3 protein-coding genes (1 of these 3 cut by a window edge) are annotated in these 25,577 nt (G+C 71.0%); all 3 read left to right on the top strand.

The annotated features are described in order from the left end of the window. Tightly spaced (each overlapping or abutting the next), the 3 genes in view from AN216_RS28415 to fabD form a layout consistent with a single transcriptional unit that may run on beyond the window. Positions 1 to 15,285, top strand: partial view of an SDR family NAD(P)-dependent oxidoreductase gene (locus AN216_RS28415; protein ID WP_070198819.1) — the 3' portion only. It extends 2,307 nt beyond the left edge of the window; 15,285 of the gene's 17,592 nt are visible here — the last part of the coding sequence; its start codon lies off the left edge, out of view; its stop codon occupies positions 15,283 to 15,285. Beyond that, positions 15,286 to 24,501: an SDR family NAD(P)-dependent oxidoreductase gene (locus AN216_RS24100; protein ID WP_070198818.1), complete on the top strand. Its 9,216-nt coding sequence runs from the start codon at positions 15,286 to 15,288 to the stop codon at positions 24,499 to 24,501. Further along, the gene (fabD, locus tag AN216_RS24095; RefSeq protein WP_170843207.1) at positions 24,498 to 25,577 is read left to right on the top strand and encodes an ACP S-malonyltransferase; all 1,080 of its coding nucleotides are present in this window, start codon (positions 24,498 to 24,500) and stop codon (positions 25,575 to 25,577) included. Before AN216_RS24100 ends, fabD begins: the two co-directional genes overlap by 4 nt.

The following is a 25,577-nucleotide window of genomic DNA, read 5'->3' as shown; positions in this document are numbered from 1 at the left end:
TTCGAGGAGTACTGGGAGCCGACGGCCGCTGCCGAACGGGGGCACCCCGGGCCGAGGACCCTGGTGTGCCTGTGCTCCGACCGCGCGAACCAGGCGGAACTGGAGCGAGCCGCCGAGGAGATCGAGCCCGCCGCGACACTCCTCTTCGTCTCGCGGACACCGGCCACGGAGGATGTCCCGGCACGCCGCTGGGCGGTGGACACCGGGGAACGGGCCGACTGGGCCCGGGCCCTCGGGGAGATACGCGAGCGGTTCGGCTTCGTGGACGGCATCCTGCACCTGTGGCCGGTCGAGGAGGGCGTCGGGCCGGCGACCTACGCCGACACCGTCCATCTGCTGCGGGCGGTGGCGACCGCGGAGCTGGGCGTACGGCGAGTCCTGCAGGCCGGCGAGTTCCGCGACGGAATCGAGCGTGCCTATGCCGAGTCGTGGATGGGCTTCGAACGCTCCCTCGGCCAGGTCCTGCCCGCCGTGGGATTCGCCGCCGTGCTCGAGGACGCCCGGGACACGGACGCCCGGATGACCATGACCGACTGGTTCGCGCGGTTGCACGCCGAACTCGCCGAGTCCGCGAGCGCCCTCTACCGCGACGGGACGCGCCACGTGAGCCGGGTCGGCCCGGTCACCGCTGACAGCGGGGAGGTCCCGTTGAAACAGGGTGGCTCGTACCTGGTCACAGGCGGCCTGGGAGGGCTGGGACTGCTCTTCGCCGAGCACCTCGCCCGGACCCGGTCCGCGCGGCTGGTGCTGACCGGTCGGTCGCCCCTCGACGAGGACAGGGCACGCCGGATCGCCCGGATCGAGTCCCTGGGCGGCGAGGTTCGCTACGAACAGGCGGACGTCACCGACCGGCGGGCCATGCGGGAGGTCGTCCGGTCGGCGCGCGAGCGCTTCGGCGGGATCGACGGTGTCCTCCACGCCGCCGGTGTTCCCGGCGCCGGCAGTGTGCTCACCAACGACGCCCGCGACTTCCGGGACCTGCTCGCCGCCAAGGTGGACGGCACGCTGGTGCTCGACGAGGTGCTCGCGGACGAGCCGCTCGACTTCGTCTGCCACTTCTCGTCGACCGCCGCCCGGCTCGGGGACTTCGGCAGCTGCGACTACGCCGTCGGCAACCGGTTCCAGACGCTGCACGCCCGCCACCGCGCCGAGCGCGTCCGTCGGGGAACGGGCTCGGGCGGGACCGTCGCCATCAACTGGCCGCTGTGGCGCGACGGGGAAATGGGATTCGACGACGCCCGGGCCACCGAGCTGTACCTCGCCTCCAGCGGCCAGCGCTTTCTGGAGAGCGCCGACGGTATCCGGATCTTCGAGCGACTGCTCGGCCAGGGCGTGCCGCAGGGGCTCGTCATGGCGGGCGAACCGCGGCGGATACGCCGCCTGCTCGGGCTCGACCCCGATCCCGCGGAGTCCGCGAGGCCCGCGGAGTCCGCCGATCCCGCGACGCCCGGGAGGGCGAGCACACCGGCCCCTGCCGGTGCTCCGGCGGCCGGACCGGACCACGAGCACCTTGCCGCCCGCGTACTGTCCGACCTCGGAACACTGATCGCCGAGACCGTTCAGGTGCCTCGCGACCAGATCCACACCGACGAGAGCCTCGCCCAACTCGGATTCGACTCGATCACCCTGGTCCGGCTCGCGAACGCGATGACCGCGCACTTCGGCGTCGACATCGTCCCCTCCGTGTTCTTCTCGCACCCCACCCCGGACGCGCTGGTGGCGCACCTGGCTTCCGAACATCGGGACCACCTCCACGGTCGTTACCCGGCCGAGCCCACACCGGCCGAGCCCACACCGGCCGCAGCCGGACCGAGCCACCAGCCCGCGGCCGTAACATCGCCGAGCCCCGAGCCGGATGACGAACCCGTCGCCGTCATCGGCATGGCGGGCCGCTTCCCGGCCGCCCGATCGGTGGACGAGTTCTGGCGGAACCTCGTGGACGGGCGCGACGTGCTCTCGGCCGTTCCCGAGGACCGGCGTCCTGACTGGAGTGCCCCGGGGAGCACGGACCCCGACACGGCGTGCTGCGGCTTCGTCCCCGGGATCGGCGAGTTCGACCCGGCGTTCTTCGAGATATCGCCGCGCGAGGCACGCACCATGGACCCGCGACAGCGCCTCCTGCTGCAGGAGGCGTGGCATGTCCTGGAGGCCGCCGGCTACGGCGCGCGGAAGCTGCGCGACGAGCGGATCGGCATGTTCGTCGGCGCGGAGCAGGGCGACTACCAGCACCTGAACGGCGGCGAGGGCACCATCACGGGGAACCACGAGGCGATCCTGGCCTCCCGGTTGGGATACCTTCTCGACTTCACCGGACCCGTGCTCGCCGTCAACACCGCCTGTTCCTCGGGCCTGGCGGCGGCTCACCAGGCGTACGCCAGCCTGCGCAACGGCGAGTGCGACGCCGCGATCGTCGCCGGGGTCAACCTGGCGACCACGTCCCGCGTGTTCGACGAGACGAGTCGGGCGGGCATGCTCTCCGAGAGCGGCACCTGCTTCGCGTTCGACCGGCGGGCCGACGGCATGGTGCTGGGCGAGGCCATCAGCGTCGTGATGCTCAAGCGCCTGGCGCGGGCGGAGGCCGACGGCGACGACGTACTCGCCGTGATTCGAGGCAGCGGCATCAACTACGACGGCCGGACGAACGGCATCACCGCCCCGAACGGCGCCGCACAGGCACGCCTGTATCGCGCCGTATACCAGCGGCACCGGATCGACCCCGGACACATCGGCCATGTCGTCGCCCACGGCACCGGCACCCGGCTCGGCGACCCGGTCGAGGCGAACGGGCTGAACGAGGTGTTCTCCGAGCACACCGACCAGACCGGGTTCTGCGCGCTCACCTCGACCAAGCCCAACGTCGGGCACTCGCTGGCCGCTTCCGGCATCGTCAGCCTGATCGCGCTCGTCCAGTCGCTCCAGCACGGCGTCATCCCCCCGAGCCTGCACTGCGAGGAGGACAGTGACTACGTCGCCTGGCGGCGAAGCCCGCTCTACGTCAACAAGACCCGGAGGGCATGGCCCCGGAACCCGGCCGGGACACGGCTCGGGGCCGTGAGTTCGTTCGGCATGAGCGGCACCAACGTGCACATGGTCGTGGAGAGTTACCGGGGCCGCCCGCGCGCGGCGCCGTCCGCCGAGGCACCCGCCCGTTTGCTGGCCCTGTCCGCGAAGACCGACGAGGCGCTGCGCGAGCGTGTCCACGACCTGCGCGAGATGCTCCGGGCCGCGGACCGCGACAACCTCTCCCTCACCGACCTGAGCCACACCCTGCTGGAGCGCAGGCAGCACCTCGATCACCGTTGTGCGCTCGTCGTCGACGACCTCGAGGAGGCCGTCGCCGGGCTGAGCGCTGTCGAACAGGGTGAGCCACACCCGGCGGTGCGCTTCGGCGTGGTGCCGAGTGACCGTCGGGACCGGCCACGGGAGGCGGACGGCGAGGCTCCGTTCGGGAGGCTCGCCTCGGCGGGCGCGGCTGAGTACCGTGATGCGCTCATGACCTTGGCGGACCTGTACTGCCGGGGCCTGTCCCCCGACTGGGGGGCGCTGTTCGTCGACGAGGCGCCGAAGCTGGTCGCTCTGCCCGGCTACCCCTTCGCGCGGAAGGTCCACTGGGTCAACCGGGAGGTCCCCGCTCCGGTCCGGCCGGTGTTCGAGGAGGCCACGTCGCCCGGCACCGAGGTGGCGGAACCGGCGCACGAGATACCGGTCTCCGTCGCCCCCGGACGCCGCCGGGTCACGTTGCCGCACCCCGACGCGGTGATCACCGCGTCGGCACCGTCGGCCGCGAAGCCGAGGAACGTGCGGCTGACCGGGCTGGGGGAGCCATCCGCCACCCCGGCGGCCCCGGCCCCCGTCCCGCCGACCCCCGCCGAGCCGGTGACCACCTCCGAGGCCGCCTCGGTACGAGGGGAGGCGCACCCCGTGCGTACGACGAGTGAGCTGCGGCGGGAGCTGAGGAGCGGCCTCGCCGACGTCCTGCAGATGTCCGAGGAGGACATCGACCCCGGACGCAACTTCATGGACCTGGGCCTCGACTCCATCCTCGGAGTGGAGTGGGTCAAGGCCATCAACAAGAGGTGCGGGACCGACCTCACCGCCACGAAGCTTTATGACCACCCGTCGGTGCGCGAGCTCGCGACCTTCCTCCAGGGCCAACCGGCCGCACCCGCGCCCGTGCAGGCCGCGCCCGTGCAGGCCGCGCCCGTGCAGGCCGCGCCCGTGCAGGCCGCGCCCGGGCAGGCTGATGCCGTGGAGCCGGAATCCGCGACGGAGACGCCCGCCCGGAGCGTGGAACCGGCCGGGACTCCGGCAGCGGACCGCCCCCGGGTCTCGCGGACCGCGCTGCTGGAGGACGTGCGCGCCAGCCTCGCCGAGGAACTGTTCCTCGACGCCGAGGACATCGCCGCGGACCGTAACCTCGTCGAACTCGGCATGGACTCCATCGTCGGTGTCGAATGGGTGAAGACACTCAACAAGAACCACGGGACGTCGCTCACGGCGACCCAGCTGTACGACCACCCCACGGTCCGCGGCCTCACCGACTTCCTGCTGACGATGATGCCGGTCCCCCCGGAGCCCCGGGTCCCCCCGGAGTCCCCGGAGCGTGTCGCCTCCGCCGACCCCACACCGGTCACGCCGGACGAGGCACCCGAGCCGGAGGCGCGCGCCGAGCCCTCGGTGGACGTACGGGCGTCCGCCCCCCGGGGCACCGACAAGGTGGCGGTGGTCGGGATGTCCGGGCGCTATCCGGAGGCGGAGAACCTCCATGCCTACTGGGACAACCTGCGTGCTGGCCGTGAGTCCGTGACCGAGGTCCCGTCGTCGCGCTGGGAGGTGTCGCGGTACTACGACGCCAAGCCCGGCAGGGAGGGCAAGACGTACTCCAAGTGGATGGGATACCTGGCGGACGCCGACTGCTTCGACCCGCTGTTCTTCGACATCTCCCCGCTGGAGGCTGAGGGGCTCGACCCGCAGCACCGGCTGTTCCTCCAGGAGGCGTACCGGGCGTTCGAGGACGCGGGGTACGACCCGCAGTCCCTCAGCTCCCAGAAGTGCGGCGTCTACCTGGGCATCAGCGGAAGCGAGTACAGCTTCCTGGTGTTCGGGGACAACGGATCGTCCGCGTCCGCGACGAGCAGCAGCAACGCCATCGCCGCCGCGCGCATCGCCTACTTCCTCAACCTCAAGGGCCCGGCCGTCGCGGTCGACACGGCCTGCTCCTCCTCGCTCGTCGCACTGCACCTCGCCCGGCAGGCGCTGCTGAGCGGCGAGATCGACATGGCTCTCGTCGGTGGTGTCTCGCTGTACCTGCTCCCCGACACCTACGTCGGCATGTGCCAGGCGGGGATGCTCTCCCCGCGGGGACAGTGCAGGTCGTTCGACAACGGAGCCGACGGCTTCGTGCCGGGCGAGGGGGTCGGCGCCCTGGTGCTCAAGCGCCTCGGCGACGCCGAGTCCGACCGTGACCACGTCCACGGCGTCGTCCTGGCGTCCGGCATCAACCAGGACGGCAGGACGAACGGGATCACGGCGCCGAGTGCCGCCAGCCAGTCGGAGCTGCTCCGAACCGTCTACGACCGCCACGGCGTCGAACCCGCCACCGTCGACTACGTCGAGATGCACGGTACGGGAACGAAGCTGGGCGACCCGATCGAGCTGTCCGCGCTTGGCGCCGTGTACGGCGAGCCGGGTGCTCCCGCACGGTCCTGCGCCATCGGATCGGTGAAGAGCAACATCGGGCACACGTCCGAGGCCGCCGGGGTCGCGGGTCTGCACAAGGTGCTGCTGAGCATGCGCCACGGCACGCTGGTCCCGTCCCTGCACTTCGACAGGCCCAACGAGCACTTCGACTTCGAGAGTTCGCCCTTCCGGGTGGTCACGGCCGCCGAGCCGTGGGAGACGCCGTCCGGTGACCGGCCGCGGCGCGCGGCCGTCAGCTCCTTCGGGTTCAGCGGGACCAACGCGCACGTCGTGCTGGAGGAGCACCGCAGCCGGGCGAGGAGCGCACCTGCCCGGTCCGGGCCGGTCGTCATCGTCCTGTCCGCCAAGACCGGGGAACAACTGGACAGCCTGGCCGAGAACCTGCTCGCGTCCGTCGAGGCCGAGCCCCCGTCCGACCTGGCGAGCCTGGCTCACACCCTCCAAGTGGGCCGTGCGGCGATGGAGGAGCGGCTGGCGTTCGTGGCGGACTCGCTGCCGGCGGTCGTGCGCGGACTCAGGGCGCACCTGGACCGTACGGGCGATGGCACGCTCGTACGAGGGCGGGTGACGCAGGATCAGTTGGCCCGCCACGAGGACGACGAAGAGCAGCGAGCCCTGGTGGCGGCGTGGACCACGGAGAGGGATCTCCAGCGGCTCGCGGCGGTCTGGGTCGACGGCGCGGCCGTCGACTGGCGCGCGCTACACGACGGCCCCGAGCCCCTGCGCCTGCCGCTGCCGACGTACCCCTTCGCCAGGGATCGGCACTGGGTCGAGCCGAAGTCACCCGCGAGGAGCGTGCCGACCGCGGTGCTGCACCCGTTGCTGCACCGCAACACGTCCGGGTTCGCCGCCCAGCGCTACACCTCGACGTTCACCGGTGAGGAGGACGTCCTGGACGGTCACCGGGTGGGGGGCCGGAGGGTCCTGCCCGGCGCGGCGTACCTGGAGCTGGCGCTGGCGGCGGTGGCCGACGCCTCGGGGGCGGAGCACTCCGCCGGGCTGGCGCTCACCGACGTGGTCTGGTCCCGACCCTTCGAGGTGCCCGACCATCCGCGTGACCTGCACGTCACCCTGCGGCGGGAGGGCGCGCGGACCCACTTCGAGGTCTCCGCGCCGGTCCCGGACACCGACGGCGACGTGGCGGCATCGGTCGTCCACGGCGGGGGATCGGTCGTCCCGCTGGCGGAAACCACGGGGGACCATGTCGACCTTGACCGGCTCCGAGAGGAGTGCCGCGTCCGCGAACTCGACGCCGCGCGGGTCTACTCCGCGTTCCAAGCCGCTGGCATCGAGTACGGCGACTCCTTCCGCTGCGTCGAGCGGGTCCTCGTCGGCGACGGTCAGGCACTGGCACGCCTCGCGCTGCCCGCCGCCGCGCGGGGGACGTGGGAAGGCCACACGCTGCACCCGGGGCTGACGGACGCGGCGCTGCAGGCCACCCTGGGAGTGCTGTGGAAGGACGCGGGATCCTCGCGTCCCCTGTTGCCGTTCGCCGTGGAACGCGTCGAGGTGCTCGGGCTCCTGGAGCCCACCATGTGGGTCTGGGTCCGTGACCGTGTGGACGGGCCGTCCGACGGATCCGTCCGCCGCCTGGACCTCGACCTCTGCGACGACACGGGCCGGGTCCGCGTGCGTCTGCGGGGTTTCTCGGTTCGGGCCGCCCCCGACGGAGCGGCGGACGAGACCGGCATCCTGCTGTTCCCGCGCTGGCAGCGGCAGGAACTGCCGGAACCCGCGCGGCGCACCCGTGGGCCGCAGCGTGCCCTGGTGTGCGTGGAGCCGGGTGATCTCGCGGACGCCGTGGCCGCGGACCGTACGTGTGAGGTGCTGGCCCTCACCTCGCGGGCGACCACTCCCGACGGCCGGTACGCCGACTACGCGCTGCAGGTCTTCGAGCGGACGAAGGCGGTCCTGCGCGACGAGCCGCATGTCGAGACGCTCGTGCAGGTCGTACTGCCGGACCGGCCGGCTGAGGCGGTCCTGTCCGGTCTGGTCGCGTTGGGGTGGACGGCGCACCAGGAGAATCCCGCGGTCTCGGGTCAGGCGGTCGTCGTGGACGACCGCGAGGACGTGGCCACCCTGCGGACCCGGCTCGCGGACGAACGGATGCGCCCGGAGGACGCGCTGGTCCGCTACCGGGGCGGACAGCGGGAAGTGACCGTGTGGGACGAGGACCACGCGGCGCCCGAGCCCCGGTCCCCGTGGCGTACCGGCGGTGTCTACCTGATCACCGGCGGCCTCGGTGGTCTCGGGCGCATCTTCGCCGAGGAGATCGCGGGACACGTTGACGATGTCACCCTCGTGCTCACCGGTCGATCTCCGGAGACGGAGCGGTCGCGTCAGGTGGTGACGGAGTTGCGTGCCTCGGGGGCCCGGGTGTCCTACGCGCCACTCGACGTGACCGACCAGGCGGGTGTCGAGGCCCTGGTCGCCGCCACCGTACGGGACGCGGGGCGTCTCGACGGCGTCATCCACAGCGCGGGGGTGCGGGAGGACAACTTCATCCTCAGGAAGTCCGGTGCGGAGTTCACCCGGGTCCTGCTGCCCAAGGTGAGTGGCACGGTCAACCTGGACGAGGCGACCCGCGACGTGGACCTCGACTTCTTCGTGACGTTCTCCTCGGGCGCCGCGGTGACCGGCAACATCGGCCAAGCCGACTACGCGACCGCGAACGCGTTCATGGACGCCTTCGCCGAGTACCGGCAGCACCTGGTGGACCTGGGCGAACGTCGCGGCCGTACGGTGTCGATCAACTGGTCGCTGTGGGCCGAGGGCGGGATGCGTCCGGACGCCACCAGCGAGGCGATGCTCCGTGAGCGCTTCGGGATCACCCCGCTGCGCCGGGAGGCGGGACTCGACGCCTTCGCGCGATGCCTTCGGGCGAGCCACCACCAACTGCTGGTCGTGGCGGGGGACGTGACGGCTTTCCGAAGTGCTCTCAGGACACAGCACCCGAGCGAGGACACACGACTGATGAGCGTCGATTACGCCGGACAGGCCGGACAGGCCGACACAACAGAGCACGCGGAGGGTGCCTTGGGCGGGGTCACCACCACGCCGACGCCGCAGGACGACGGACTGGAACCGGCGGCGGTGGAGTACGTCGCGTCGCTGCTCGCGACCGTCCTGAAGGTGCCGTCGCACCGTGTCGACGCGGACCTCCCGATGGAGCGCTACGGCATCGACTCGGTGATGGCGCTGACGATGACCTCCAGGCTGGAGGACGTCTTCGGACGGTTGCCGAAGACGCTCTTCTTCGAGTACCAGAACATCAGGGCCCTGGCCAGGTACTTCCTCGGCGCTCACGAGGCACGGCTGCGGGAGCTGTTGGCCGCCCCGGTGACCGAGCCCGAGACCCGGGTGCCCGAGCGCGAACCGCGCGCGGTCACCACTCCGGTCACCACGGCTGTCACCACGGCGCCGGCGGTCAGCACGCCACCCGCGGCGGGCTCGCCGGAGGCCGTGGCACCGAGCGCAGACATCGCGATCATCGGGCTGGGCGGGCGCTACCCGGAGGCCGACACCCTGCGGGAGTTCTGGCGCAACCTGTCCGAGGGCAGGGACAGCGTCACCGCCGTACCCCGCGACCGCTGGGACCACAACGCCTACTTCGACGCGGACGGTTCGACACCGGGCAAGACGTACTGCAAGTGGGGCGGTTTCCTCGGCGACGTCGACCGGTTCGACCCCCAGTTCTTCAGCATCTCGCCCCGAGAGGCGGAGGTGATCGACCCACAGGAGCGGCTGTTCCTGGAATGCGTCTACGAGACGCTGCAGGACGCCGGGTACACGCGGCAGGACCTGCGCGCGTATCGCTCGAACGGCGTCGACGGCAACGTCGGCCTGTTCGTCGGCGCGATGTACGACGAGTACCAGCTCTACGGGGCCGGTGAGCGGGAGTTGGAGCGCGGTCAGGTGATCCCGGGCAACTCGGCCTCGATCGCCAACCGCGTCTCGTACTTCTGCGACTGGCACGGGCCGAGCGTCACGCTGAAGACGATGTGCTCGTCGTCGCTGACGGCACTACACCTGGCGTGCCAGAGTCTGCGGCTGGGCGACTGCGAGGTGGCGGTCGCGGGCGGCGTCAACCTGTCGCTGCACCCCGCCAAGTACCTGCTGCTCGGGCAGACCGGGTTCGCCTCCAGCAGGGGGATGTGCGAGAGCTTCGGCAGCGGCGGAGACGGCTACGTACCGGGCGAGGGAGTGGGCGCCGTACTGCTCAAGCCGCTCGACCGGGCAGTCGCCGACCATGACCGGATCTACGGCGTCATCAAGTCCACCGCGGTGAACCACGGGGGCAGGACCAACGGCTACACCGTCCCGAATCCCAACGCCCAGGCCGCCACGATCGCGTCGGCGCTGGACAGGGCGGGTGTCGACGCGCGCGCGGTGAGCTACGTCGAGGCGCACGGCACCGGGACCGAACTGGGAGACCCCATCGAGATCGCGGGCCTGACCAAGGCGTTCGCCCGGGACACCGACGACCGCCAGTTCTGCGCCATCGGCTCGGTGAAGAGCAACATCGGGCACTGCGAGAGCGCGGCGGGGATCTCCGCGCTGACCAAGGTCCTGCTGCAGCTCCAGCACCGCACGCTGGCACCGTCGTTGCACGCGGAGGTGCCCAACCCGCACATCGACTTCGCCGACACACCCTTCCGGGTGCAGCGCGAGTCCGCCGAGTGGAAGCGGCCGACGATCACCACGGCCGACGGCGCGGCACGGGAGCATCCACGCGTGGCGGGTATCTCGTCATTCGGCGCGGGCGGCTCGAACGCGCACGTCATCGTGTCGGAGTACGTCCCAGCGGAGACGACACCGCACGGACCGGAGGCGGAACCACTGGCCTCGGTCGTCGTCCTGTCCGCCCGGACCGCCGAGCAACTCCGGGAGTACGCCCAACGTCTGCTCGACTGGGCGGAAGAAGAGCGGGTCAGCGACGCGGACCTGCCCGATATCGCGTTCACCCTGCAGGCGGGGCGTGAGGACATGGACGAACGACTGGCCTTCGTCGCCGGGTCCGCGTCGGAGTTCCTCGCCGGGCTGCGCGCCCATGTCGAGGGCCGCGAGCTGCCGGGCTCGTACCGGGGCAGGGCCCAACGCTCGACGTCCGCGGTGTCGTCGCTGTTCGAGGACGAGGACCTGACCGGTGTCGTCGACGCCTGGCTCCGCAAGCGCAAGCTCGGCAAGCTCCTGGAGCTGTGGGTCAACGGACTGAGCGTCGACTGGCGCAGCTGCTACGCGGTGCCGCGGCGCCCGGTCTCGCTGCCGACCTATCCCTTCGCGCGCAAGCGGTTCTGGCTTCCGGAGAGCACCCGTACGGACGGTGTGGCGGACACACCGTCGCCCCGTGCGGTGCGGACCACGTCCGGGGACGTGGCGGAAACGCCGCGGGAGAGGCCGGCCGAGCCGGTCCCCGGTACGCCGGCCGGTGCGGCCGTGACGTCGAAACCGCGGGGTATCGGCCTCGTGCCGCTCAGCGGCGCCGTGGAGACGCCCGGCGTCGTCGAGCCGCGGGTTGCGCCCGCGCGGAGTTCCGTCCCGTCCGTACCTCTCGTCGCGACGGACGCCGTGCCCGACCGGAGCGCCGCACACGCTCCCGTACGACCGGATGAGGAGACCCTCGTCGAGGAGCTGACCACGCTCCTTGCCCAGGCCCTGTACCTGGCCGAGGAAGAGGTCGATCCAGAGGCGAACTTCACCGACCTCGGGCTGGACTCGATCGTCGGGGTGGAGTGGATCAAGGCCGTCAACAAGCGGTTCGGGCTGGAGCTGGCGGCGACCAGGCTCTACGAGACCCCCACCGTCAACGGGTTGGCCGCCCACCTCAGCACCGTGCTGCCCACCGGCCCTCGGACTCCTGAGCTCCGGACCGAACAGCCGGTGGACGACAACACGCCGGATGACGATGCCGCGGTGCCGTCCCCGGTCGGCGAAGAGGGGGAGCCCGCCCCTGACGAGGAGGAGGTGCGGGCCGAACTCCTGCGCAGCCTCGCCGACGCGCTCTACCTGTCGGAGGACGAGCTGGACCTGGACCGCAACTTCACTGACTTCGGGCTGGACTCGATCGTCGGGGTGGAGTGGATCAAGGTGCTCAACAAGCGGTACGGCATCGCCCTGCAGGCCACCAAGCTCTACGAGCACCCGTCCGTCCAGGAACTCGCCGCCTGCGTCGTCGCCGAGGTAGGGAAGCTGGAGGCTCCGGGGCAATCCGGGGCGCTGACTGCCCCTGCCCCTGCCGCGCCCGCGCCCGAGCCGGCGCTCGTACGCGAGCCGGAGCCCGTACGCGAGCCGGCGCTCGTACGCGAGCCGGAGCCCGAACCCGTGCGGGCCCGGACCGCCGCCCCGGCTGAGGCGATCGCCGTCGTCGGCATGGCGGGCAAGTACCCGCTCGCCGACAACCTCGAGGAGTACTGGGACAACCTGGCGAACGGGCGCGACTGCGTCCGGGAGATCCCGAAGTCCCGATGGGACGTCTCCGAGTACTACGACCCGCGACCGAACCAGCCCGGCAAGGTCTACTGCAAGTGGATGGGGCTGCTCGACGACGTCGACGTCTTCGACCCGCTGTTCTTCGGCATCCCACCCGCGGAAGCCGAGGCGATGGACCCACAGCAGCGACTCTTCCTGCAGGAGGCTTACCACGCCTTCGAGGACGCGGGATACGACGTCCAGTCGCTCAGCGGTCAGAAGTGCGGCGTCTATCTCGGGATCATGAGCAACGAGTACAGCGCGCTCATGCGGGAGCAGGACAGCGACGCGACCGCGGCCACCAGCAACAGCAACGCCATCACGGCCGCCCGTATCGCCTACTTCCTCAACCTCAGGGGCCCGGCGATCGCCCTCGACACGGCCTGCTCGTCCTCGCTCGTCGGCACCCATCTCGCGACCCAGGCGCTGCGCGGCGGTGAGATCGACACGGCCCTGGTGGGGGGAGTCACCCTCTACCTCACCGCGGAGTCGTACGTCAGCATGTGCGGCGCGGGGATGTTGGCCCCGGACGGCAGGTGCAAGACCTTCGACAACGCCGCCGACGGGTTCGTGCCGGGCGAGGGAGTGGGCGCGCTCGTTCTCAAGCGGCTCGCGGACGCCGAGCGGGACGGGGACCGTATCCACGGCGTCATCCGGGGCTCCGGCGTCAACCAGGACGGACGGACCAACGGCATCACCGCGCCGAACGCCGCCAGCCAGCGGGAGCTCGCGCGCGACGTGTACGAGCGGTACGGCGTCGACCCCGGCGGCATCAGCTACGTCGAGATGCACGGAACGGGCACCAAGCTCGGGGACCCCATCGAACTGGAGGCCCTGGCCTCGGTGTACCAGGAGAAGACCGACAGGGTCGGCTACTGCGCCGTCGGTTCGGTCAAGAGCAACGTGGGGCACACCTCGGCGGCCGCGGGCGTGGCCTCCGTCCAGAAGGCCCTGCTCTGCATGCGGAACAAGCAGTTGGTGCCGACGCTCAACTTCAGCAACCCCAACGAGCACTTCGACTTCCCGAACTCGCCGTTCTACGTCAACACCGAGCTGGCGCCCTGGAAGGTGGGTCCCAGGGAGGCCCGTCGCGCGGCCGTGAGTTCCTTCGGCTTCAGCGGTACGAACGCCCACCTGGTGCTGGAGGAGTACGAGCACCCTGACGGGGACGCCGAGCCGGCGGCGGCCACGGAGACCTCGGTCTTCGTGCTGTCGGCGAAGAGCGAGGAACAGCTGCGGAGCGTCGCGGAGCGGTTCCGGGACCATGTCGAAGCGCACCCGTCCGTGCCCCTGCCGAGCCTGGCGTACTCACTGCAGACCGGGCGTGAACCGATGCCGTGGCGGCTGGCCTTCGTCGCCGCCACGCGCGGGGAACTCGTGGAGAAGGTGACCCGGCATGTCGACCACGGCCCGACGGTCGGCCTGTTCAGCGGACGGGTCTCCAAGCGCCGGAGCGAGAACACGTCCACCGTCGGTAAGCCCGTGGGTAGGTCCGTCGATGAGGCTGTCGGTCGGGCTGCCGGTATGGAAGGCGCCCTTCCCGCGGGAGGCGTGCTGACCCCCACGGAGGGCGAGGAAGTGGCGGACCGCTGGGTACGGGGCGTTCCGGTCGACTGGACTTCGCTCCATCCGCGGGGTGGACCGCGTCGCGTACCACTGCCCGCGTACCCCTTCGCACGTGAGCGTTACTGGCTCGGCCCGCGGCCCGCCGAGGCGTCCGGCGCGGCGCCGGTGGCCCAGCCGGCAGCCGAGGACCCGACCTCGGGCACGAACGTCCTGTTGAAGCCCGTCTGGGACGCAGTGCCCAGGCCCGAAGCGGCCACCACCGCCCTCCCGGACGGTCGGACCGTCGTGATCTGCGGGCGCCGGCGGTGGGAGCGCGTCCACCCCGGTCTTCCCGCGGCTGAGCGGTTCCCGGTCGAGGCCGTCGACACCGTGGAGACGCTCACGGAACGGTTCCGGGCTCAGGACGAGCCGATCGACCACCTCGTCTGGGCCGCTCCGGCCGAGGTCACGGGGGCCGTCGACGACGCGCTGGTCGAGGCGCAGGAAGGCGGTCTCTACGCCTGCTTCCGCACGCTCAAGGCGCTGCTGCGCGCGGGCTACGGCAAGCGTCCCCTCCGGGTGACCGTCCTGACGGAACGCAGTCAACGGGTGCGGCGGGGCGACCACGTGGACCCGACGCACTCCGGCCTGCACGGCCTGATGGGGTCCGTGGCCAAGGAGTACCCGAACTGGCACGTCGTCCAGGCCGACTTGGAGGACGGGGATGACCTGCCGTTGGCGGAGCTCTCCGCACTGCCCGCCGCCGAGCGCGGCAGCCTGTGGGCGCGCCGTCGGAAGCGCTGGTACCGGCAGACCCTCGTCCCGCTCCGCGGCGCGTCCCAGGAACCCTCCGGGCCGCCGGTGTACCGCCGGGGAGGGACGTACGTCGTGATCGGTGGTGCCGGTGGTATCGGAGAGGCGTGGACGGAACACCTGATCCGCGCGCACGGAGCCCACGTCGTCTGGATCGGCAGGCGGGAGGAGGATGCCTCGATCCGTGAGAAGCTGCGGCGCCTGGCGAAGCTGGGGCCCGCGCCCAGCTACGTGCGAGCCGACGCGACCGATCGGGAGTCGCTGCGGCGCGCCTACGAGCACATCAAGCACCACCACGCGGCTGTCCACGGTGTGGTCCACTCCGCGATCGCCCTGCTGGACCAGAGCGTCGAGCGGATGGACGAGGAACGCTTCCGCGCGGCCGTCACGGCCAAGATCGACGTCAGCGTGCGGATGGCGCAGGTGTTCGGCGACGAACCCCTGGACTTCATGCTGTTCTTCTCCTCGATGAACTCGTTCATGAAGGCGCCCGGGCAGTGCAACTACGTCGCGGGCTCGGTGTTCGAGGACTCCTACGCCCACAGGCTCGCGGAGACCGAGTCGATGCCGGTCAAGGTCATCAACTGGGGCTACTGGGGCGGTGTCGGCGTGGTCGCCACCCCCGAACACCAGGAGCGCATGAGCAGGGCGGGGGCGGGCTCGATCGCGCCCGCGGACGGCATGAACGCTCTCGACGTCCTGCTCGGCGGATCGTTCGACCAACTCGGCTTGGTCAAAGACAAGGGGGGTAACGCGTAGATGTGGGGCATCACCCACCAGGAGACGATCACCACGGCCCGGGCGGGCGTTGCGGTGCCACTGGACCGGTTGTGCCGGGACATCGCGGCCCGTACGACGGCCCCCGGCGGCGCCCGGGAGGCGGACGCGCTCCTCGACGAGGAACTGCTCAGCAGGCTCCTACTCAGCCAGTTGCGCGACGCCGGGCTGTTCGTGGACAACGGCGGCACGGCGGTCGACGAGGTGATCGCCGGACTCCCCGTCAGTGCGGAACTACGCCGCTGGGCCGGCGAGTCGGTGCGACAGCTCCTGATCCGTGGTCACCTCCACGGCGACATGACGGATCCCCGTCCGGGGGCCGCGGAGAGCACCCGTGACCTGTGGGCGGAGTGGGAGGAGCGGAGCGCGCGATGGGCTCGCGACACGGACCTGCGCGCGCAGGTACGGCTCCTCGACACCACGCTCAGGGCACTGCCACGCATCCTCACCGGGGCCCTCCCCGCCACCGATGTCCTGTTCCCCGACTCCTCCCTGGAGCTGGTCGAGGGGATCTACCAGGGAAACCCGGTCACCGACGTCTTCAACGGCGCCCTGGCGGACACCGTGGCCGCGGTCGTGCGCGAGACGGTGCACGAGGACCGGCGGGCCCGTGTCCGGATACTGGAGATCGGAGCTGGCACGGGCGGCGGCAGCCGACAGGTCTTCGAGCGGCTGGAGCCGTTCGCGTCCCAAGTGGAGACCTACTGCTACACCGACCTGTCGCGGTCCTTCCTCCTGCATGCCGAGGAGGAGTACGGACCGGACCAGCCGTATCTGGACTACCGCCTGTTCGACGTCGAGAAGCCGCTGGCCGCCCAGGGCATGGAGCTGGGCGGCTTCGACCTCGTGCTGGCCACCAACGTCCTGCACGCCACCAGGAACATTCGCGGGACGCTGCGCAACGCCAAGGCGGCGCTGAAGGAGAACGGCGTCCTGCTCGCCAACGAGATCTCGGCGTACTCGCTGTTCACCCACCTGACGTTCGGCCTGCTGCCCGGATGGTGGCGGTACGAGGACGCCGAGTTGCGTATCCCGGGCAGCCCGGGACTGTCCCCGGAGTCCTGGTCGGAGGTGCTCGAGGACGAGGGATTCGACTCGGTGTCGTTCCCGGCGGCGGGACTGCACGACCTGGGGTACCAGATCCTGGCGGCGCGGAGCGACGGCCTGATCCGTCAGGAGGTCGAGCGGGAAACCGGCGCGCAGCGGGACGACACACGCCCGGGGGCCGCCGGGGCGGAACCGGAGCCGCGGCGCGAGAGCCCCCAGCGGGGTACTTCGGTGTCCGACGGCGCGTTGGAGCAGCACGTCAGGGACGTCGTCCTCGATCAGCTCGCCCAGGCCCTCAAGGTCGACCGTGCGCGGATCGACGCCGACGACGCCTTCATGGACTACGGTGTCGACTCCATCATCGGCGTCCGGCTGATCCATCAGATCAACGAGCGGCTCGGCGTCGACCTGGCCACGACCGAACTGTTCGACCATCCCTCGGTCCGACAACTGACCGAGCACGTGCTCGACGAGCACCAGGCGCGGGCGGCGGCCTCGCTCTCGGCCGAGTCGGTGACCGACACCGCCGAGCCGGCGGTGGTCGAGGAGCGGCCAGCCGGGGCGCGCGCGGCCCGCGACAGCACGGTTTCCGGCGCCGCGGTTCCGGGCGCCGCCGTACCGACGGCCGCTCAGCGGCCGGCGGTCCGGGAGCGGGAGCCGATCGCGATCGTCGGCATGAGCGGCAGGTTCGGCGGTTCGCCGGACGTGGAGAAGCTGTGGGAACACCTCGTGCGGGGAGACGACCTCGTCGAGGAGGTCAGCCGCTGGGACCTGCCGGACCCGCCCGCCGGCACCCCGGTGTGCCGGCACGGCAGCTTCATCGACGACCACGACCGGTTCGACCCGGGCTTCTTCAACCTCTCCGGGGTCGAGGCCACCTACATGGACCCGCAGCAGCGCGTGTTCCTCGAGGAGGCGTGGAAGGCGCTGGAGGACGCCGGCTACGCCGGGTCCGCGACCCGGGGGAACCGCTGCGGGGTGTACGTCGGCTGCCAGGACAGCGGATACACCGCGCTCTTCGGTGACGAGGTCCCGGCCCCGGCCATGTGGGGTAACGCGCTCTCGGCCCTGCCCGCGCGGATCTCCTACCACCTCGACCTGCAGGGCCCGGCCGTCGCGGTGGACACCGCGTGCTCCAGCTCACTGGTCGCCATCCACCTCGCCTGCCAGGGGTTGTGGGGCGGCGAGACCGAGATGGCGCTGGCGGGTGGAGTCTCCGTCCAGTGCACGCCGGAGTTCTACCGGCTCGCGGGACGGGCGGGGATGCTCTCCCCGAGTGGCCGCTGCCACACCTTCGACGACCGCGCCGACGGGTTCGTACCGGGCGAGGGCGCCGGGGTCGTCGTGCTCAAGCCGCTCAGGAAGGCGCAGGCGGACGGTGACCACGTCCACGGCGTCGTCAGCGGTTCCGGGATCAACCAGGACGGCGCCTCCAACGGCCTCACGGCGCCCAGCGCCAAGTCCCAGGAGCGCCTGGAGACCTCCGTCTACGACGCGTTCGGGATCGACCCCGAGGGCATCCAGCTGGTCGAGGCCCACGGCACGGGCACCAAGCTCGGGGACCCCATCGAGTACCACGCGCTGAAACGGGCCTTCGGCCACCACACGGACCGGCGGGAGTTCTGCGCGCTGGGCTCCATCAAGTCCAACCTCGGGCACACCACCACAGCGGCCGGTGTCGCCGGGGTCATCAAGGTCCTGCTCTCGCTGCGGCACGGGCGCATCCCCCCCTCGATCAACTTCGAGACGGGGAACTCCCACATCGACTTCGCCCGGAGCCCGTTCTACGTCAACACGGTGGACCGCCCGTGGGAGGTTGCCGCCGGCGAGAAGCGCCGTGCCGCCGTCAGTTCGTTCGGTGTCAGCGGAACCAACGCGCACATGGTGATCGAGGAGGCGCCGCGCCAGGCCCTCCGGGACGACGCGTACCCGGTCCACCTCGTCACGCTGTCCGCGGACACCGCGGAGCAACTCCGCGAGCAGGCCGAGCGCCTGGCCACGCATTGCGCGGCGTGTCCCGGGCTCGACCTGGACGACGTCAGCTTCACCCTGCTGCTCGGACGTAAGCACCTCGCGTACCGTCTGGCCTGCGTGGCACGTGACCAGGACGAGCTCGTCCACGCGTTGCGGCAGTGGCTGACCACCGGGACGGGCCCGCGTGTGCACGTCGGCGAACGCACCGAGGAGGACCAGCAGGCACGGGACTCGCTGAAGGGTTACGGCGACGACTGCATCCACCGCTCGCTCTCGGTCACCGACATCGAATCGCGTACGGAACTGCTGCTGACGGTCGCGGACCTCTACGCGCGGGGGTACGACCTGGACCACGCCGCGCTGTTCGCCGGGCGGCGCCCCCGGCGCGTGCCGCTGCCGACCTACCCGTTCGCCCGCGACCGTTACTGGGTGCCCGCGGTATCGCACCCGGCGATGCGGGAACCGGTGACGTCGGCCCCGCATCCGCTGCTGCACGTCAACGTCTCGACTCTTCGCTCGCAACGCTACGAGTCCACGTTCACCGGCCGCGAGTACTTCCTCACCGACCACGTGGTGAAGGGGCAGCGGGTCCTGCCCGGCGTCGCCTGTCTGGAGATGGCCAGGGCCGCCGCCGAACTGGCCGAGCCGGAGCGGGACGCGTGGGGGATCACCCTGCGCAACGTCGCCTGGGCGCGCCCGGTGGTGGCCGACGGGCCGTCGGTGGCGCTCACGACGACCCTCACCCCCGGGGACCGGGACGAGATCGACTTCGCGATCACCGGCACGGACGCCGTGGTGCACAGCCAGGGACGGGTGATCCGGAAACCCGGCGCCCCGGCCGTGCTCGACGTCGAGCGGATCAGGGCCGCGTGCGGCCGGGCGGAGCTGGACGCCGCGCGGCTGTACCCGCTGTACGAGCGCATCGGCTTCGAGTACGGCCCGGCGCACCGTGGTGTCGAGTGCCTGCACATCGGCCGGGACGAGCTGCTGGTACGGCTGTCACAGCCGGACTCGGTACGCGACACCCTTGACGCGTTCGTGCTGCACCCCAGCCTGCTCGACTCGATGCTCCAGGGTTCGCTGGGCATCGGGGCGGCGTCCGTACCGGACTCGGCGCTGGACGTCTCAGGGATGAAACCGTCGCTGCCGTTCGCCCTGGACGAGTTGCAGGTCCTCGGTCCGTGCACGGAGCGGATGTGGGCGTGGATTCGCTACAGCCCGGACACGGTGAAGGACAGCACGGTCTTCAAGCTCGACATCGACCTCTGCGACGAGCGGGGCTCGGTGCGCGCCCGGGTGAAGGGCATCTCCTACCGGGTCCTGGCGGAGGAGACCGAGGACGACGAGGCGTGTGTGACCTTCCTTCCCGCGTGGGAGCGGAGGGAGCCGGTCGCCGCGGAGGGAGAGCCCGCACGCCAGGTCGTCCTGCTGTGCGACATGCCTGGGCTCGCCGACGCGATGGAGGCCCGGCACCCGTCCGTCGAGGTGCTGCGCCTGACCTCCGCCGAGACCGGGTCGGCGGAGCGGTTCACGGAGTACGCCGCACAGGCGCTGGGCCACGTTCAGGGCGCCTTGCCCGGCTCGGCTCGGCAGCCCGTGCTGATGCGGCTCGTCGTACCGGAGGACGGGGAGCCCGCACTGGCGCAGGGCCTGCTCGGGCTGCTGAAGTCCGCGCGGGCGGAGGACCCCGGATTGCTGGTGCAGGCCGTGCTCGTCGACGCGGGCGAGGGCACCGACCGTCTGGCCGCACAGGTGGCGACGGGCGGTTCGCGCGTCCACGGCGACTGTGTCCGGTTCCGTGGCACCGAAGCCGAGGTGCTGACCTGGGCCGAGCACCAGGAGCCGCCGGAGCGGCGGGTCCCCTGGAAGAACGGTGGTGTCTACCTGGTCACGGGCGGGCTCGGCGGTGTCGGCGCGCTCGTCGCGGCGGACATGGTCGCCGAGGCCGGGGGCGTCACCCTCGTGCTGGCGGGCCGGTCACCGCTGAACCCGGAGCAGGAAGGGCTGCTCGCGCGGTGGCGCGCGGGGGGCGCGGACGTGCGCTACCACCGTGTCGACGTCGCGGACGCCACGGCGGTGCGGATCCTGGTCGACGGGATCGTCCGGGAGCACGGCGGTCTGCACGGTGTCATCCACAGCGCCGGCGTCGTCAGGGACAACTTCGTCGGGCGCAAGACGGAGCGGGAATGCCGCGAGGTCCTGGCCCCGAAGGTCGCGGGGGTGGTGAACCTGGACGAGGCCAGCAAGGACCTGCCGCTGGACTTCTTCGTGGTGTTCTCCGCCGTGGCCGGCGTGTTCGGCAACACCGGACAGGCCGACTACGCCGCCGCCAACGCCTTCCTGGACGCGTACGCGCGCCACCGGCGCGGCCTCGTGGAGCGGGGTCTGCGTACGGGTGCCAGCGTGTCCGTCGACTGGCCGCTGTGGGCCGAGGGCGGGATGCGCGTCGACGAGCGCACCGAGTCGGTGATGCGGGAGCGGCTGGGCATGAGGCCCATGCCGACCGCGACGGGCGTCCGGGCGCTGTACGCCGCCCTCGACGCCGCCCACCCCCAGGTCCTGGTCATCGCGGGCGACGCCGCGCGGATCAGGAGTACGGTGCTGGGCGAGGAGCCGGAACCGGAGCGGACACCCGTCCCGACGGTGGGTCGACCAGCCGCCGTGACCGCCGGCCGGGTCCCGAACGCCAAGGTGGTCGGTTACCTGCGGACCATCGTCTCGGAGGCGATCCAGGTCCCGGCGCACCGCCTGGACCCGGCCACGCCCTTCGATCGGTACGGCGTCGACTCGGTGCTGGCGCTGACCATCACCAACCGACTGGAAGTCGACTTCGGCTCGCTGCCCAAGACGCTGCTGTTCGAGCACCAGTGTGTCCACGACCTCAGCCGGTACCTTCTCGACGCGCACGCGGAGACACTGGAGTCGGTCCTGGGTCTCGACGCTGAGCCTGAGGAGGCGGTCGCCGCACCACCCCAGGCGCGGGTGTCCACCGCCCCCGAACCCCGCTCGCGACCGTCCGAGCCGGGTGAGGACGAGGCGATCGCGGTCATCGGGCTGTCGGGTCGCTATCCGGGGGCCGCGGACCTGGATGAGTTGTGGGAGAACCTGGTCACCGCCCGCGACTGCGTCACGGAGGTGCCCGCGGACCGCTGGGAGCACGAGCGGGGCACGACCGACCCGGGCGAACTTCCAGGGTGGGGCGGCTTCCTCGACGGAGTCGCCGACTTCGACGCCTTGCTGTTCGGTGTCGCGCCGAGCGAGGCGGCGATCATGGATCCGCAGACCCGCCTGTTCCTCGAGTGCGTCTGGACTCTGCTGGAGAGCTCCGGCTACACCCGGGAGAGGCTGCGGAGCAGACACGGCAGTCGGGTCGGGGTCTACGTCGGCACCATGTATCAGCAGTACCAACTGCTGTCGTCCGACGTCGCCCACGAGTCCATCACCTCGGTGGTGTCCGGCAGCGCTGTCGCGAATCGGGCCTCGCACTTCTTCGACCTGCGGGGGCCGAGCATGGCCGTCGACACCACGTGCTCCTCGTCGCTGGTGGCCATCCAGATGGCGTGCGAGGAACTGCGCCGGGGCGGCTCCGAACTGATGATCGTGGGCGGCGTCAATCTCTCCCTCCACCCCAAGAAGTTCCTGGGGCTGCGGATGACGGGTCTGATGGGAAGCGGACCGGACAGCAGGGCGTTCCTCGACGGGGACGGGTTCGTCCCCGCGGAGGGCGTCGGTGCCGTCCTGCTCAAGCCCGTCTCCCGCGCGGTCAGCGACGGGGACGAGATCCTGGCGGTGATCAGGTCGAGTTCGGTGAACCACAAGGGCCGTACGAACGGCCCCATGGTGCCCGGTGTCGAGCAGCAGGAAGAGCTGGTGGAGGACAACCTCCGCAAGGCCGGGGTGCACCCGCGCACCGTCAGCTACGTGGAGGCGTCGGCCAACGGTTCGGCCTTGGGCGACGCCATCGAGTTCTCGGCGCTCAAGAACGTCTTCGGCCGGCACACGTCGGACGAGGGCTTCTGCGCGCTGGGAACGGTCAAGTCCACCCTCGGCAACCTGGAAGCGGCCTCGGGTGTCGCCCAACTCAGCAAGGTCGCACTGCAGATGCGGCACGGGAAGCTCCCTCCGCCGCTGCGGCGCGGCAGGCTCAACCCCGGTCTGGAGCTTGACGGGACCGCGTTCTATCTGCCGGAGCGGGCCACGCGCTGGGACCGGCCGGTGGTGGAGATCGACGGCGTGGAACGGCGGTACCCGAGGCGCGCGACGATCAGCGCCTTCGGGGCGGGCGGGTCCAACGCGCACCTGGTCGTTGAGGAGTACCTCCCCGAGGGGGACGGTCGAACGCCCACGGAGAGGGGGCCGGCGCCGCAGGTCGTGGTCCTGTCCGCGCGCACCGCGGATCGGCTGCGGGTCCACGTCCGCCGGGTGCTGGAGTTCGTGAGGGCGCACGACGAGCTGTCCCTCGCCGATGTCGCGTACACGCTTCAGCGCGGACGGGAGCCCATGGAGCACCGGTTGGCGCTGGTCGCCGGGCAGATGAAGGAGCTCGTCGCGGGTCTGGAGCACTACCTGGCGGACGAGGCGACAAATACGGCACCGGTCCCGCTCTTCACCGGGGACACCGGGCGGGACGGCGCGGACGTCGGGGCACTGCTGACCGGCTCCGTCGGTGACGCGGTCCTACGGCAACTCCTCGCCGAAGACCGGCCGGAGGACATCGCCCTGTTCTGGGCGCGCGGGGGAACGGTGCCCTGGGAACAGGTGCGGAGCGTGGGCGGGGCGGGCAGGCTGGTACCGGCGCTGCCCACCTACCCCTTCGACCGGCAGCGGCACTGGGTCAACCCGGGCCGGCCGGACGAGGTCTCGGCTCCCGCGCCCCTCGTGGCCGAGTCGGAGCCGGCACCCCGCCCCGCACCGGAGGGGATCGCGGGCGTGGTCGCCGAACTGCTCGGCCTACCCGCCGCGGAGCTGCGCCTTGACGCGCCGCTGGAGGACCTCGGCTTCAGCTCCATCCTGGCGACCCAACTCCTGCAGCGGATTCAGGCTGGGTTCGCCCCCGAGGCGAGCCTGCCCGAGTTGGCCGAGTGCCGGTCGACACGGGACCTGGTGCGCCGCTTCGAGGCCACCGCCCGGTCCGGTCCCGCGGGACCGGAAGGGATACCGGAGGTCGTGCGGCTCAACGGGAGCACCCGGGGCCGGCCGGTCTTCTGGTTCCACGGCGGACTCGGCGGTGTCGAGGCGTACGGTGTCCTCGCCGACAGCGTGGAGCGGCCCTTCTACGGCATTCAGGCCCGGGGCTGGATGACCGACAGCGAACCGTTGACGGGCATCCGCGCGATGGCGGCCCACTACGCCGACATCATTCGAACCGTGCAGCCGGAGGGCCCGTACGACCTGGGCGGGTACTCGCTCGGCGGCCTGTTGTCGTACGAGGTCGCGCGCCAGTTGCAGGAGCGGGACTGTGTCGTGGAGACGATCACCATGCTGGACGCGATGTACGGCGAGGAGGTCAGCGCCAGGACCATGTCGCGCAAGGACATGGTCCTGCAGCAGGTGAACGCGCTGCTGCAGGCCGGGGCCAGGTCCTGGGACACGGACGACGACGCTCCCGCGCCGTTCATCGCGGGTTACGAGGTGGACCTGAGCCGTCAGCCCGACGAACTGTTGGACGAGCTGCTCGCCCTCGCCGGGCAGCGGGGCTTGGTCGGGGCGGCGGCGGACGTGCGTGCGCGTATCGAGCACCACGTACGGGTCCTCGAGGCGTATCAGGTGCTGGACTACGAGGTGCTGCCGCTGCCCCACCCCGAGTCGCTGAACTGCTTCTACTTCCGGAACAGCAGCGGCCTCTTCTACGGTGCCCTCGAGCCCGTGCTGTCGACCCAGGACGACGGCGAAGCGCTGGACCACGTCGACTACTGGAGCGAATGGGAGAGGCGGATCCCCCAGTTCCACCGGACCGATGTCGACTCGTCGAACCACTTCATGATGCTGAGCGACGAGCCCTCGCTGTCCGCCATACGCGCGTTCTGCAGGGTGTTCTACAACGTCGACCGGGAGCGGAACCGGATCGCGAACGGCAAGAAGTGGGTGGGACGGCGTCGCGCCAAGCGGCGCAATCCGGAACCCGTGAACAGGCACACGCACCACGATGGTGGCAAGAGGAGAGAGGGCTTGTCGTGAAGACGTACGTTTTCCCCGGCCAGGGGTCCCAGAAGAAGACCATGGGTGGTGCACTGTTCGACGAGTTCGAGGAACTCACCCGGGCGGCCGACTCGATCCTGGGCTACTCCGTCCGGGAACTGTGTCTCGAGGACCCGGACAGCAGGCTGAACCAGACCGAGTTCACCCAGCCCGCCCTGTATGTCGTCAACGCGCTGTCCTACTACAAGAGGCTGCGGGACGGGGAGCCGGCGCCGGACTTCCTCGCTGGCCACAGCCTCGGCGAGTTCAACGCTCTGTTGGCGGCCGAGTGCTTCGACTTCGAGACCGGGCTGCGACTGGTACGCAAGCGCGGTGAGTTGATGGCCCAGGCGTCGGAGGGCGCGATGGCGGCCGTACTCAACGCGTCCGAGAAGGAGATCCGGACCATCCTGGACGACAACGGCCTCACGTCGGTCGACCTGGCGAACTACAACTCGGCGTCACAGATCGTGATTTCCGGTTCGCCCGAGGACATCAAGGCGGCCCGGCCGCTCTTCCAGTCCGGTACGCACCTGTTCGCGCCGCTGAACGCCGGCGGTGCCTTCCACTCCCGTTTCATGGAACCGGCGCGTCAGGAGTTCGCACGATTCCTGGAGACCGTGGAGCTGACGGCGCAGAAGACTCCGGTCATCTCGAACGTGACCGCCCGTCCGTACGAGGACGACAGGATCAAGGACCTCTTGGCGGAACAGCTGACCAGCGCGGTGCGTTGGTCGGACAGCGTGCACCATTTGCTGGACCTCGGCGAGATGGAGTTCGAGGAGCTGGGACACGGCAACGTCCTCACCAAGCTGATCAACAAGATCCGTCGGGAGTCCACGCGACCGCCGGCGCAGGAGGACGAGGTGACGTCGCCTCATCGTTCCGCGGAGGAGCTGGTAAGGCACTGGAACGAGCGCCACCCGGTCGGGACCCGTGTCCGGTCGACGGTCGGCGACTACGAACGGTTGGAGACCGCCACACCGGCAACGGTGCTGTTCGGCCATCGCGCGGCGGTGTACATGGACGGCTACCGGGGCTACTTCGACCTCACCGAGATCGAGGCGATCAACTAG

It is taken from the genome of Streptomyces oceani (assembly GCF_001751245.1).
GTDB lineage: Bacteria > Actinomycetota > Actinomycetes > Streptomycetales > Streptomycetaceae > Streptomyces > Streptomyces oceani.
The sequence above is the reverse complement of the archived record's forward strand: the minus strand, read 5'-3'. Positions and strand labels throughout refer to the sequence as shown.